This is a genomic window from Vibrio sp. 10N.247.311.14, assembly GCF_041467715.1.
Taxonomy (GTDB): domain Bacteria; phylum Pseudomonadota; class Gammaproteobacteria; order Enterobacterales; family Vibrionaceae; genus Vibrio; species Vibrio crassostreae_C.
The window spans coordinates 73,521-87,524 of sequence record NZ_JBFSVE010000016.1; the positions used below are offsets into that span (position 1 = coordinate 73,521).

Genomic DNA, 14,004 nt, shown 5'->3' on the forward strand with positions numbered 1-14,004 from the left:
TTAAAAAGCAGATGCGAGTGACGGGTATCGAGATGCGAGGAGATTAAGAGCAGATTCGAGTGGCGGGTAGACGGGATGCGAGGAGATTAAGAGCAGAGGTGAAGAGCGAGGAGAAGAAGATGGTTGTTGTGCTTTTAGCTCCTCCCCTTTATCACGACTGTTACTTGGCAGAAAATATCAATATAAGGGGAGGCTGGGAGGGGTTGATTAGGCATCGCTAGCAACCCCCTCTAACTCCCCCTTCTATTAACACCATCACTCACAATAGTCCGGTGTTCAAGGGGGAGAACCAAAAGCTAAATCTTCGAATAATTTGAAGATTGGATAAAGAATAGATGCGGGTGACGAGTAAACGAGATGCGAAGAGCAGCGCTTTTCGTATCTCGCCACTGGAATCCCGCATCTCGTTACTGCTCTTTAACTTTATTTCTTGTCGCTCGAATACGCATAGTTGTAATAACCGTAGCCGTAAGAGCTAGATGCTTTCTTCTCGATGGCGTTGAAGATAACGCCTTTCACTTCGATACCTGATTGTTCGAAACGGTTACGAGCCACATCGATCTCTTTAATGGTGTTTTGACCATAACGAGCGACCATCAATGTTGTGCCAGCGAAGGCGCCAACAATACTTGGGTCGGTTACCGCAAGTACGGGCGGGGTATCAACAATCACCAAATCATACTCTTTCGATGCCCATTCCATTAGTTCTGCAAAGCGTGGGTGCATCAGCAGCTCTGATGGGTTCGGTGGCACTTGGCCACGAGTAATAATATCTAGGTTCTCTACCGGTGTGGTTTTCACTGATTGAGCGAACTCTTGCTTGCCGCTCAGCACATCAGAAAGACCATTGTCCCAGTTCACACCAAAGCTTTGTTGTAGGTAACCTTTACGCATATCGGCATCAATCAACAATACCTTTTGGCCTGTTTTTGCGGCTACTGCGGCAAAGTTAGTCGAGATGAATGATTTACCAATGCCTGGCGCAGGGCCAGAAATCATCAAGATGTTGTTTTTCGCTTCTAGCATTGCGAAGTGTAAGCTGGTACGAAGGCCACGCAGTGCTTCAACCGAAAGATCGGCAGGGTTCGATTCGGCAAGTAGTGCTTGGGTACCCTTGGTTTGCTGTTTTTTCGATTTAAAGCGGTTGGTTAGCTCAATCTGTAAATCAGATTTTGGTACCGCTGCGTAAACAGGCAGGCCGATTTGTTCAATTTGGTCTGGGCTTTCCACACCACGGTGGAACGCTGCTTTTACTAACACAAACGCGACACTTAGCATGCCACCCAATAGCGTTGCTAACACAACAATCAGCGGCTTCTTAGGTTTAACGGCGCGAGCATAAGCTTGAGCGTCATCTAAGATACGAACGTTACCGACCGTACCGGCTTTAATAATGCTTAGCTCTTGAACCTTGTTTAGTAACTGGATGTAGATCTGTTGGTTTACTTCAACATCACGTGTCATACGCAGTACTTCACGTTGTGTTTTCGGCAGCTTTTGCACTTGCTTGTTCAGGCGCTCTCGCTCGCCCAACAACGTTTTACGCTTATCAATCAGTGACTTATACGCCGGGTGATCTTTAGTGAAACGCTGACTGATATCACTTTCTTTAAACGTCAGTTCATTCAATTGCGCTTCAAGCTCTACCATTACCTTTAAGGTTGATTGTGCTTCTAAGCCTAAGTCGATCGATTCGTTCTTTTGACGATAGTTGTTTAGCGTGTCTTCATAGCCCGTTAGCTCAGATTTAATACCAGGAAGGTGGCTCTCTAAGAACTGTAAGCTCTTCTCTGCTTCCGCAGAATTACGTTTCACGTTTTGTAAGAAGTAAGTCTGACTAATATGGTTCAGTATTTCAGAAATCTGTTGTTTGTTTTCGCCTTCAAAGCTCAGCTTCAAAATACCGGTTTGCTTTCCTTGCTCAGCCAAAGACAAAGAAGATTTCAGCCATTCGATCGCTTGCAATCGGCTACGTTGACCAATCGAGAATTCAAAATCGTTGTGTGATTCAAAACCTGCAACAAACAAGCTGTAGTCGTCTGCTGTTGCTAGCTCACCCACTTTGCCTTTTAGGATAACGCGCTCATCGTCGCGAACTAATTGGTAAGTGCCCTGCTCGGCATCTAGGATCTGGATCGTGTGCCCGTAGTCGCTCGCATAGCTTGGCATGTTGAAACGGCTAACCGCAATGTGGTTGATGTCGCCAGTTAAGCGTGCAAAGCCTTTGCCTACGATAGGTGCATAGTTGGGAGATGTCACCGTGGTGAGATTAAACTTATCAACCGTTTCACCCAAGATCATACGCGATTTGATGATCTCCACTTCTGTCGTGGCAGAAGATTCCTGCGAGAACATGTCTCCCATGTCACCGACCATTGAAGAAATGCCGCCAGAACTCTTCTCTTCAATTTGGATCAGGGCATCGGCTTTGTATATCGGCGTTGAAAGCAGAGCAAACGCAATACCAAACACAGCAAAAACGAATGTGGTGAGCATGATTAGCCATTTAGCGTCCAGCAGAATGCCAAGCAGTTTTCCTAAATCGATCACATCAGAGTTATCTGTATGCGATTGCTGAGGGGGTTGTGTTGTCATTTGTTTGCTACTTCCTAAATTATTGCTATTTAAGAGACGATATATACGCTCCGCGTACTTCTCTTTTATATGATTCTGTTGGTGGCTTAGCCACGCCTACGTATAGAGTATGACATTTAAAAAGCTGTCTATTCAAAACCTACGGTATTTAAACTTACAGTTTTTTTGCCCAAGCTTGTGCAGCTTCGTCAATCAGCTTATAAGCGTGTTCAAACGCTTCACGGCTTTGACGATAAGGGTCAGGAATGTCTTTTGGGCCAATCCACTGACCGAACAGCATGGTTTTACCGCGTGCCTCTGGCGATATTTGAGTAAGCGCCTCCATATGGCCCTTCTCCATCACCAAGATCAAGTCATACTGAGCACAAAGCTGTGGTGTAACTTGCTGCGATTGGTGATTTTCAACATCAACCCCATGTTCAGCAGCAATTAAAATGGCAGTGTCGTCTGCAGGCTTACCAATTAAACGGCTTTTCTCGGCCGCGATACCGGCAGAGGCCACTTCTTTGTTAGGCAGCAAGTTTTGTAAAACTCGCTCTCCCGTCGGGGAACGACAAATGTTGCCCACGCATACGACTAAAATTTTATTAAACATAATTGTCTCTAATTGTATTGGGCTTATAAGCTGGGTTTACTTTTAGATGTAAAAATCAGGTTACACGCACAATGCAACCTGATGATTAATTAGGGTTTATTACAAACCAGGGCTTATTACCAATTACGAACGCGCAACATGCCTTCGGTTAGCTCGTTAAAGCCAGAAATGGTCGGTACAAGCTGACCAATAACACGGTTCCAGCGGCTGATTGGCGCTGCCGTTACGTAAACAATATCATAAGGCTTTAAATCAAACTCGGTGCCAATCACTAAAGCTGATGCATCTTCCATATTGAGTTGGTAGATGTCTGCCATGCGTTCTGATTTATCATCAGAAGTTCGGATCACAAACACACCCGTTGCATCTGCCGTCAGCTGGTTAATACCACCTACGTTGCTGAGTGCTTCGGTTAGGCTCATCCCAACGCGATCAATCTTAAGTAGTTGAGGATCGTTCACTTCACCCATCACGAACACTTTCTGGTTGTCATTACGCGGTACGTGAACAATATCACCGGCTTGAAGTAAGCGGTTTTGAGTTAAGTCACCACGTTGCATCAAACCGTAAAGTGAAAGGTTCTCTTCCACGCCATTACGCGTTAATGAAACATTACGCCAATCGGCATCTTCAGACAAACCACCAGAGCGGTTCACGGCATCCAGCAATGTTAAAGGGATATTAGTAATCGCTTGCTGGCCAGGATTTGAAACCTCACCGGTAATGTAGGTTTTCTTAGATCGGAAAGCCGCTACGTTTACATCAACTTGAGGGCTTTCGATGTATTTCGCCAAACGTTCCGCTATATCAGAACGAATTTCACGAACCGTTTTTCCTGCCACTTCGACTGTACCAATGTACGGGTAGAAGATGGTGCCGTCTGCATGGACCCAGTTACCCGCTTCGGTACTACTACGGTAAGAGCCCGCTGGAATGGTCAGTTCAGGGTGATCCCAGATCGTAATATTTAAGATATCGCCCACGCCGACTTTGTATTCATACTTTGCGATGTCTACGTCGAGTTCAGGGTTGGCTTGTGACACCGACAATGTACCCGTTTGGTAAGTCGATACTGATTGAGCTGTCAGTGGGTAAAGGTTAACCACATCAGAGATATCAGATTCTTGCTGTTCCTCTGAAGGCTGAATCACATTCTTGTTGCCAGTAGGAAGGTGAGTTCCTGGAGTAGTACACCCTGCAAGCAATACAGGAAGGAGCGCTAAAAGGAGACGATTTTTATTGATCTTCATGTTAACCAAGTCATAGAAACGGAATGTGTCGTGATATCCCAAAGGACACCCAAAGAAGTTAGAACAAACAATTTTATCAGCTACGCAGTATTTAATAGAGTTAAGGAGGGCTATTACTGTGATATCGCTCCCACTTAATATCAAAGATAGGAACGCTACCGCCCTTTGATATTCCGCGACATCACACTGCGTAGTTAATCTGCCTCTATCTATCTGGAATTGAGATAGAGGTTTTTTGTCATAAACCGAGCCAAAGATCGGACTTTCACCCGGTTATTTTATTGCGTATGCATTATCCACAATTTGTGTTTATTATCAACCTAGTTGAATGGTTAAAGAGCAGATGAGAGTAGCGAGATACGAGTAAACGAAGAGCCTAAAGCCGTGTCGGGATGCTTTTAGCTCCTCCCCTTTATCACAACTGTTGCTTGGCAGAAAATACCAACATAAGGGGAGGCTGGGAGGGGTTGGTAACACATAGATTAATATCCCCCTCTAACTCCCCCTTTGATGAACATCACCGATCAAAAACGAACGGCGTTCAAGGGGGAGAACCAAAAGCTAGACCCAATGAATATCACGATATCTTAAGCTATTCGTTATTCGATTATTCGAGACTGCTCTTTCCCCGCTCTTCGTATCCCGCTTACTCGTCACCCGCATCTGCTTTCGATCTACTTAACGCTACTCGGCCTTTGGAACCAAGGTGAGCGCGCATCGGTTTGATCGAACAAGTTGTACTGCTTGTTCAGCACTTGGCCGCCGTCACGCGTGATCGGTAACCAGGTAAAACCAGCGCGGCTTGAGCTTGGTTTCACGGTGACTAAATCAAACGGAATCGATACGTAGAAGCCTTTGGTGTAGCTGCCTTCACCGTATTCTTCAGTTGTCATGTCGGTTAGGCTGACAAACGCGCCAGCAATCACACCGCTCTTGAACTGCTTAGAGAAGTCGACACGAGTACCGATATCACCAGCAAGGAATTTACCGACACCCACTTTGAGTAAGGTATCGCTCAAGAAATCCCATTGTGGGGTGTAGTAGCCGGTAATAAAACCAGTTGTGCCTTTATCAATCACCTTGTAGTAAGCCTGATCTTTTTCATGGTATTGCAGTTCTTCATCAAACGTACCAAACCAGCTTTCTGGATCTCGCTGGCTGATCGCCGTCATGTCTGCACCAATCGCCCAGTTTTGGTTAAATGGTCGATACAGAATTTCACCGCCGACGCCAGCAAACATACTCTCTAGGTAACCACCGTAGGCTTGGGTGTAGATACCGTGACCGTAATCCTCAAACCAAGTCAGTTGTAAGCGATCTAAGCGAATGGCTTCGTCTGCATATGAACGGAAAAGTGTTCTTACTCGTGCGGTTTGAGCTGTGCCATCTGTTGGAATTTCGTAATTAAACTTGTCATAGTTATCTATCAAATTCACATACAGAGAACCGGACAATTCGATACTATTTGACGCCCAGAACGAAGCATTGGTGTATAAACCCAAACTGTATAGGTAGAAGTTTTCAGATGAACCAAACGACTGGGCAAGGTGCGGTGTAATCGACACATCGAATCGCTCTCGCCCATCGTGATAAATAACGGATTTCTTACGCTTTAGTTCGTGAGTGTTTGTTGCATCACTGGTTTGAGCATTAAGGTAACGGTTGTTTGCCGCCGCTTTGAATGCTTGTGCATCTACCGTTGTCTCGGTGAGTTCCATCGATTTGTCGTTTTCAATGATTTTGTAGGTGTCTATGTAACTCGGGACCGCGTTGGCAATCACGGTCGCACCGCGCTCAAGGGCGATACCTCTGTCTCGGTATTTAACCTGAGTGCCCTTTACTACAATGCTGTTATCGTCGACCAAGATCTGCGCTTGTTCATAGCCAGCGATCGTTTCAAGTTGGCCTGCAAGGGCCGCCATATCAATGTCATCAACAGTCTCGACACCACTTGGGCGCAACTCTGCTGTTTCGGTATCTCTCCACACGGAATACATTTCATTAAAGTTGGTAGAAAGATCGAAGCCAAGGGTTAAAGTATCACCTCGCTCGTAACTCACTTTAGCTGAACCCCAATCAGTGAAACGGTACACAGCACCCACATTCCATGGCGTGTGCTGTGTCATGTCGACACCACCGCGTACTACTGGGAAGTCTTGAGAATAATCATTGCCATCGTATTCAAGCTTCAAAGTTAACGGCTTATAAGGGGTTTGATATTCAAAGCCGCCATAAATTGCCGCATCGCCTTTAAACCAGCGTTCAAAGTCAACACTGCCGCCATTGCCTTTATAGTCAGACGGGCGTTCACAATACTTGTCACTGGCTTTGCACAATGGGTTAGTGAAATTGCCACTGGTGCCCATGTATCCCCAAGCCATGCCCAAGGTAAAATCAACAGGGCCAAAGCGTTTGGTCGCTGCAACAAACTCGCCATCGAACAAGCCAGTACCACCGAAGTCACGCACGCCTACTGACACTTCTGGTAAGTAGTACCCTTCTTCGATTAAACGCAGTTTAAAGTCGATGCCTTTATCTGTGTGCTTGGTACAGCCACTGAATGAATTCTGAGAACAGTCTTGATTGCCACTACCGCTATAATACAGGTCTTGCGTTTGTGTGTAACGAATGGTGGTTTCAAGCCAAGGCATCACCTGCAGGCTGACGTTATAAAAGTAGTATTCATTGTTAAACGAAGCACTAAAGTTGAACTCACCTTCTGGTGCCATTCGGCCTGTTGGCATTTGCATTAAGCCAACACCACCAAAGTTCATTTGCGATGTTCTGTATTCAGTATCATCGAATGGGGATTTTTCTGCTCGAATTGAAGAGGAATCAATGATTGTTTCTGCTCTAGTCGACATGCTATTGGTCATTAATAAAGCACAGGTAACCGATGCACACACTGCCGATAGAGGGAATGATTTCTGTTTCAGCATTACAGGCCAACCTTATGACGTAGCAAATCGACAATATCTTGGTTCAACGTTGAGTATTCCGATGGCAAAGAGTAGAACGCCATAAATACGATGGCACCTGGTGCTAAGTAAACCGGCTGTTCGTTCCAGTATGCGTATTGAATGGTTTGCACCACGCCATCTGGCTGGACGACATACGCCACGCTTTTATCTGCAGATTCACCAATAAAGCCGTTCGGCAATGCATCGAGGTAATCATTCAACGTACCATGCTCAATCAGATTCATTGTTACCGACTCTTTCATTGCACCCATCAACTGAATGGATGTTGGTCGTTGTGGTAAGTACAGAGAAAAGGCTTGAGTTTGACTGTCTGACGGCTTGTTAGTATGAGAACTTGAAACAAGCAGTGGGTTCTTATCTGATTGAGAGATAACGGCATTACGGTCTAGCTCAATAAAAACTCGATTGAGATATTGGAAAGAGGCTAACTGTTGGCGCACTAAGTTTGCTTCTGGCTCTTCTACTGCGAAAGCTTCAAGCTGGTTCAGTACATTGCGCTTTTTGGCTTCGATAGCTTGGTTAGCTTCTTTAAATCCAGTAACTGCAGTCGCTTCAGTATTGGTTATATCAAACAGTTGAGCCGAAAGGGGGAAGTAACCAATAGTACCGTTAGCGTTAGCGTTAGAGCTCGCATTCGCGTTTGCGTCGTCTAATACACGAAGCAGTCGAACGTTAGTTTGATACTCAAGCGTCACACCTTGAAGAGGAAGCTCGATTGTTGTTTTAACCGAAGAAGCGCTGTCAGGCTTATAAAGAGAAGCAGGCGTAACAAGATCAGAAGCCGAAGAAGCGGAGCTCAAAGCAAACAAAGCGCTCATCATTAACAGAGCTCTCATCGTTAATAAAGTTCTCACCAATGGCAACCGACGTCCCATCATTTTTGATGTATGACTCATATAATTCATCATTTTAGTTCATTACCCTGTTCGTTAATTGCTTTGATAATGCTTAAGGACGGTTAACTCAAGCCTTGTCATATCAGGGCCTAAATACTGTATGGTTTTTACCACTTTGCCTTCGCTGTCGACCCAATATTCGTTGGTGATGTCTTGTTCTAATATTGGGAATTGAATTTTTTCTTGGAATTTCTTGGTATCGATAGACGCTAACGGAGTTTCAACCGTGTCATTTCCCACATACGTTCGGGTGATGTTCGCTTTATAGCCGAATCGATAGTTAGGTTGCCAGTCGTAAACCGCTTGCCACTTTTGGGCACCGGGGTTAGCTGACACATCAAACGCATAAGCAGAGTCTGGCGACGAGCTGTTTGCAGAAGAGAATGCATTCAACGGCTGGAATGCCAAACCAGAGAGGTTTTCGTAAGGAAGCAATAGCGTTTGTACGACACGTCCATTTTCAGTGACGATCATCGCTTTGTCAGAAGACATCCACTTTAACTGCTCTGCGCCCGTTTGCGGGTTTTCACCGACGTACGCTAAGACCATGAAGATCTTACCTTGGTCATTCACTTCTGCATAAATGCTGGAATAAGGTAACGTTTGAATGTATTCCTTGGATAGCTCAACATCGGAGCTTCCAAAAAAGGCTTCATCAAAAGTAGAGTTAACGTCTTGAAACTGCTGAGAACAACCAGCAAGAAAAAGACCAAGAGATATGATTAGAGGTTTAAGCATGACGAGTTCTGCTTCCTAGCAATCTGGTTGCTGATGTCCAATATGGAAAATTAATCAATTAGATATAAAAAAACCACTTTATGCTTTCACATAAAATGGTTTTAAACGCCTACTCAAAAATTATCGAGTCGTTGTTGTCGTTGTTGCACCGCTTTCGTTAGAAGCAACCGCTACTGCTGCTGCTGCCGCTACTGCTGCTGTCGCTACTGCTACTGTTGTAGCCGTACCAGTTGCAGCTGCAGATGCACCAGCGCCTGCTGCTGTACCAGTACTTGAACCAGCTGCTGCTGTTTCTTCAGCTGCAAATGCAGCACCTGAGAAGCTAACTGCTAATGCAGCTGCTAGAGCCATCTTTTTCATAATGATTTCCATTAATATAAACGTTTATATGTAGAAGATGATTTTCACACCCTCAAACAGTTGCTCAGCTTAAACAACTGATTGATCATCATAGATAATAACCACAATCAAGTAAATGGATAAATCATAAGCAATACCTTATAAAGCAATATTTAGGAAATAGCGTCACATAAAAATGGCCTTAGAGACTGTGGAGGTCAACAAAGCTATGTTTGTATAACGCAGAAGCCAGTACCTATGATCATAAGAGAGCGTAAACCATATCTAACTAAACCCTGTCGCCAGAGCCTTTACCTAATACGGTTTGAATGATGTATTGAAAGTACAATTTAGTACTCAACGTCTGAATCATGCGTTGATCCCACTCCGCGAGTTTTTTCGGTGTCGACATGTCGATATCATTGATTTGAGCTAGTCCGGTTACGCCAGGCCTTACCGCCAGCACGCCTCTCGACTCTCTTTCATTGATGAGCTCTTGCTGGTTAAACAGGCATGGCCTTGGACCAACTAAACTCATTTCACCTTTAAGTACGTTGTATAACTGAGGCAGTTCATCAAGCTTGGTCTTACGCAGGAATCCACCGAGCTTAGTCACTGAACTCGCCCCAACTAAGTGAGTCGCAACAGATTTTGTTTCCACTGGCATAGTGCGGAATTTAACTAAAGTGAATGGCTTTTTGTTGCGACCAACTCGGGTCTGAAAAAAGACAGGAGAACCCGTATCAAAATAGCCGAGGAGACAAATAACAACAAATACAGGCCAAAGGAACAACAAGCCAAAGAAAGCAAAAATAAAATCGAACAAACGAATCAAAATATGTGTCCTATCAAATTCGGATTGAAAACGTGGGGGCACTATAAGCACCACTAATCAATAAAGGATACCTGAAAAATTTATGGACAAGAAAGCCATAAACTACCTAAAACGCATCAATGCGACTTCAAGTAAGCTTCTACGGTTCTTTTGATCCCTTGTTCAAAACTTACAGGGGGGTTCCATCCCAATATCTCTTTCGTCAAACCTATATCCACTTGGAGGTTGCCGCATATTCTTTGCGCTATGTGCTGTCTATTTAAAACTGACGATCCAGCTTGTATCCAAGACATTGGGATTGGAATTAATCGCGGTGATTTCCCCATAGCATGAGCGATGGTTTGCATCAATTGAGTTGTCGATACATCCTGATCATCAGAAGCTAAGAAGGTATAGCCCGGAGCTGAAGGGTGCTCGCAACAAGTTAGTATCAAATCGGACAAATTATCCAAATAAACCAAGCTTCTCTGGTTCTTTATAGCACCAAACGGTAACGGAATGCCTTTATCAATCAAACGCATCATAGATAAGAAATTTGCTTTGACGCCAGGCCCATAAACTAATGGAGGCCTAATGATAACCACTTCTAGCCCTGTCTCTTTTGAAAGCTTAGCCAACTCAACTTCAGCTTCATACTTGCTCAAACCATAAGGGTCTTGCGGAGTATTCTTTAAATTCGGTTCAAAGGGTAAATTTGGCTCACTGAATTCACCGTTAACTTTAATAGAGCTGACAAATACAAACCTTTTAACGCCCGCTTCAGCGGCTTGCTTCGCTAGGTTCAAAGTGCCAAGGGTGTTGATATCTCGATAGGCAGTTAAAGCACCTTGCTCACTCTCATTCATTTGATGCACTCGAGCAGCACAATGAACAACACAATCCACACCTTCGAATGCACCAGACCAATCGGTAGAAGCATCAATGGAAGGGATAACCAAGCTATTAGTTAGTGGCTCTATTTGCTTACGCACAACCGGAATGACTGCCCAGTCTCGCTTTTTGGCCAACTCAACAACTCTAGAGCCGACAAAACCAGTACTACCTGTGACTAAAATATTCATAACAAAACGGCCTCAATAGAACAAATAATGAGCGAAATTAATAGCAATGCTCCTGAGCACCACAGAACCATCAATAACATCTAGCTTACCGCACTCAACAGCATTAAAATATCTTGAATAAAAACATTGTGCAGCGATTGCTAAACAAATATCAATATCTCAGGGACAACAATGATTAAGCCAATACGAGCTATTCTCAACACCAAGCGGAAAAATAAACGCTTAATTAGTATTGGTTACGACATCTTTGCAATAGCAATGTCTATTTATCTTGCTATTGCTTTAAGGCTAGGTACATATACATTTGAGCTAGGGCTAGACGAGTGGGTCACATTACTTTTGACAATTTCAGTCACGGTATTCACCTTCGCCAAACTTGGCATGTACCGAGCAGTACTACGCTATATGATGTTTCCTGCCGTCGGTAACATCTTCCTTGCTGTATTTATCTCATCTCTAACCTTAGTTATGAGCGGATTCTTTTTTCATACTTTTATCCCAAGAAGCGTTCCATTTATTTACGCTGGGTTAGCGATTCTGACCTTAGGTGGGCCAAGGATAATGATCCGCTCTGTCTATGATCAGATGATCAAACGCAAAAAACCCAATGTATTTATCTACGGTGCCGGGGCTACAGGTCGCGAACTTGCATATGCTCTAATACACGGCGATGAATATAACCCGGTTATATTATTAGACGACGATCCGAGCAAAAGGGGCAATATCTTATTTGGGCTAAAAGTCCATCACCCAAGCGAATTTGAGCATCTTCAATCTCTTTATCAGCCAGTAAAGCTATTACTAGCAATTAATAATATTAATAAAGGTAAACGATTAAGACTCGTAGAAAAATTATCTGATTGGCCTATTGCGATTCAGTCTGTCCCATCGGTAGAGGACATAGCTACAGGTAAAGCGACTGCGACAGAGATCAAAGATCTCGACGTAGCTGATCTATTGGGTAGAGCGCCTATCACACCTGACAGTGAATTGCTGGCAAAGAATATTCATAACAAGTGTGTCATGGTAACCGGTGCCGGTGGTTCCATTGGTTCAGAGTTATGTCGTCAAATCTTGGCGCAGCAACCTAAAACATTAGTTCTATTCGAACTCAATGAGTACAACCTATACAAAATTGAACAAGAACTACTTTCTACAAAGAAAAACTTAAAGAGCCAAACTCAGATCATTGCCGCTCTAGGTTCAGTCCAAAGACAGAACCGTCTTGAAAAACTCATTAATACATATGAAATTGAGACCCTGTATCATGCTGCCGCATACAAGCATGTCCCCCTAGTCGAGGATAATGTTGTTGAAGGGATTCGTAATAATGTTTTTGGGACACTATCCTGCGCACAAGCCGCTATAAAGTGCGGTGTGAAAAACTTCACGCTAATTTCAACTGACAAAGCCGTAAGACCAACGAATATAATGGGTGCAAGTAAACGGATGGCTGAACTCGTTCTTCAAGCGCTTGCAGATAAAGGGACAGATACTGTCTTTACCATGGTCAGGTTTGGCAATGTGTTAGGGTCTTCCGGATCGGTAGTGCCACTTTTTAAGAAGCAAATTAAAGCTGGCGGCCCTGTTACCGTTACTCATCCAGACATCATCCGCTATTTTATGTTGATTCCTGAAGCGGCGCAGCTCGTCATTCAAGCTGGCGCCATGGGTAATAATGGACAGGTGTTCGTACTTGATATGGGAGAACCCGTTAAGATTCTAGACCTAGCAAAACGCATGGTTCACCTAATGGGTATGAAGGAAAGCCTTGGATCAAACTCGGAGGAAGGCGATATTGAAATCAAGTTTACAGGTTTAAGACCCGGTGAGAAGCTATATGAAGAGCTTCTGATTGGTGACAATGTTGAAGGTACTAGCCATCAAAAAATCATGACAGCGATGGAAAGCAAGCTCAGCTGGCCAGAGATGCAGATTCTCTTAAACGAGTTAGATGAATGCTGCCATGATTTTAATGTGGAGTGTATAAGAAGAATACTGTTAGAAGCTCCTACTGGATATACTCCGAATGACAATACTTAGTAAACTGAGGATATTTAATCAACAAGGTAAAGTAAAAAACTAAAATTTCTATCCGCCATTCCGAAGCTAATTCTAGAATTAAAATAGTTTGATCTATCGTTCATTTGTCAGTGAAAACTACAACATCACCTTGACCATGACCGACAGTTTTTGAGCTATTGCTGTTATTTGATGGTATCAAGACATGTCTACTCAGCATGTCATTAAACGCTTAGACAGACACATTGGTCTCATTGCCGCTTTTTGCCACGAAATAGGACTGCCATTGATGACCGATGCTGTTATTCCAAAATATTCAAACCACAATGTTTTTTATGGTGATGAGGTATTAGCCCTGATCTTTAATGGGCTTTGCATCCAAAGAAGAAGACTTCACATTTTATCTTACTTTTTCAGATTGAACCTGTATCTAAATTACTAGCTAAAGACATTGAAGCACATCATCTTGCCGACGATGTACTAGGGCGGACCTTGGATACTCTTTATAAAGCCGATGTCTCAGCGCTTTATCAGGTGTAAGCGATCACTTTAGGGCCGGTTCACCACATTTCAAACACATCTGACGTTAAAAATCTATCTGCGACTTCTTTTTCCATTGAAGTGGGGTTAGATCAACGTAAGCGTGTCACGAACCCCGCATTCTAATTAACCAGCACGAAGAATAAGATCAT

At 43.8% G+C, this 14,004-nt stretch carries 10 protein-coding genes and 1 pseudogene; 2 read left to right on the forward strand and 9 right to left on the reverse strand.

What is annotated here, in order from left to right:
- Nucleotides 1–423: 423 nt before the first annotated feature.
- From AB6F11_RS08210 to AB6F11_RS08250, 9 genes are all read right to left on the reverse strand, one after another.
- Entirely contained in the window at nucleotides 424–2,595 is a 2,172-nt protein-coding gene (locus AB6F11_RS08210; RefSeq protein WP_372179482.1) for a polysaccharide biosynthesis tyrosine autokinase, read from the reverse strand.
- 154 nt (nucleotides 2,596–2,749) lie between these two features.
- Nucleotides 2,750–3,190 carry a low molecular weight protein-tyrosine-phosphatase gene (locus tag AB6F11_RS08215; protein ID WP_372179485.1) on the reverse strand — a complete coding sequence of 147 codons (441 nt, stop codon included), beginning with the start codon at nucleotides 3,188–3,190 and terminating at the stop codon, nucleotides 2,750–2,752.
- 116 nt (nucleotides 3,191–3,306) lie between these two features.
- Nucleotides 3,307–4,440, reverse strand: a complete 1,134-nt coding sequence (locus AB6F11_RS08220) for a polysaccharide export protein (RefSeq protein ID WP_372179488.1) — start codon at nucleotides 4,438–4,440, stop codon at nucleotides 3,307–3,309.
- 674 nt (nucleotides 4,441–5,114) lie between these two features.
- Entirely contained in the window at nucleotides 5,115–7,379 is a 2,265-nt protein-coding gene (locus tag AB6F11_RS08225) for a YjbH domain-containing protein (RefSeq protein WP_372179491.1), read from the reverse strand.
- Complete coding sequence (locus tag AB6F11_RS08230) at nucleotides 7,379–8,296, reverse strand: capsule biosynthesis GfcC family protein (RefSeq protein ID WP_372179497.1); 918 nt, start codon at nucleotides 8,294–8,296, stop codon at nucleotides 7,379–7,381. Before AB6F11_RS08230 ends, AB6F11_RS08225 begins: the two co-directional genes overlap by 1 nt.
- A 54-nt stretch (nucleotides 8,297–8,350) precedes the next feature.
- Complete coding sequence (locus tag AB6F11_RS08235) at nucleotides 8,351–9,055, reverse strand: YjbF family lipoprotein (RefSeq protein WP_372090266.1); 705 nt, start codon at nucleotides 9,053–9,055, stop codon at nucleotides 8,351–8,353.
- 120 nt (nucleotides 9,056–9,175) lie between these two features.
- Nucleotides 9,176–9,415, reverse strand: a complete 240-nt coding sequence (locus AB6F11_RS08240; protein ID WP_372179494.1) for a hypothetical protein — start codon at nucleotides 9,413–9,415, stop codon at nucleotides 9,176–9,178.
- Nucleotides 9,416–9,683: 268 nt separating this feature from the next.
- Complete coding sequence (locus AB6F11_RS08245; protein WP_102394212.1) at nucleotides 9,684–10,232, reverse strand: sugar transferase; 549 nt, start codon at nucleotides 10,230–10,232, stop codon at nucleotides 9,684–9,686.
- A 113-nt stretch (nucleotides 10,233–10,345) separates the two neighbouring features.
- Nucleotides 10,346–11,290 carry an SDR family oxidoreductase gene (locus AB6F11_RS08250; RefSeq protein WP_136987075.1) on the reverse strand — a complete coding sequence of 315 codons (945 nt, stop codon included), beginning with the start codon at nucleotides 11,288–11,290 and terminating at the stop codon, nucleotides 10,346–10,348.
- Nucleotides 11,291–11,461: 171 nt separating this feature from the next.
- Between AB6F11_RS08250 and AB6F11_RS08255 the strand changes: the two genes are divergently transcribed.
- Nucleotides 11,462–13,333: a nucleoside-diphosphate sugar epimerase/dehydratase gene (locus AB6F11_RS08255; protein WP_136982066.1), complete on the forward strand. Its 1,872-nt coding sequence runs from the start codon at nucleotides 11,462–11,464 to the stop codon at nucleotides 13,331–13,333.
- A gap of 184 nt (nucleotides 13,334–13,517) precedes the next feature.
- Nucleotides 13,518–13,849, forward strand: a pseudogene (locus tag AB6F11_RS08260) (DUF4277 domain-containing protein); the annotation flags it as partial.
- Nucleotides 13,850–14,004: the final 155 nt, after the last annotated feature.

Coding starts and splice junctions, on each gene's coding strand:
- AB6F11_RS08210 (WP_372179482.1), bottom strand. CDS start 2,595: ATGACAACACAACCCCCTCAGCAATCGCATACAGATAACTCTGATGTG.
- AB6F11_RS08215 (WP_372179485.1), bottom strand. CDS start 3,190: ATGTTTAATAAAATTTTAGTCGTATGCGTGGGCAACATTTGTCGTTCC.
- AB6F11_RS08220 (WP_372179488.1), bottom strand. CDS start 4,440: ATGAAGATCAATAAAAATCGTCTCCTTTTAGCGCTCCTTCCTGTATTG.
- AB6F11_RS08225 (WP_372179491.1), bottom strand. CDS start 7,379: ATGCTGAAACAGAAATCATTCCCTCTATCGGCAGTGTGTGCATCGGTT.
- AB6F11_RS08230 (WP_372179497.1), bottom strand. CDS start 8,296: ATGGGACGTCGGTTGCCATTGGTGAGAACTTTATTAACGATGAGAGCT.
- AB6F11_RS08235 (WP_372090266.1), bottom strand. CDS start 9,055: ATGCTTAAACCTCTAATCATATCTCTTGGTCTTTTTCTTGCTGGTTGT.
- AB6F11_RS08240 (WP_372179494.1), bottom strand. CDS start 9,415: ATGAAAAAGATGGCTCTAGCAGCTGCATTAGCAGTTAGCTTCTCAGGT.
- AB6F11_RS08250 (WP_136987075.1), bottom strand. CDS start 11,290: ATGAATATTTTAGTCACAGGTAGTACTGGTTTTGTCGGCTCTAGAGTT.
- AB6F11_RS08255 (WP_136982066.1), top strand. CDS start 11,462: ATGATTAAGCCAATACGAGCTATTCTCAACACCAAGCGGAAAAATAAA.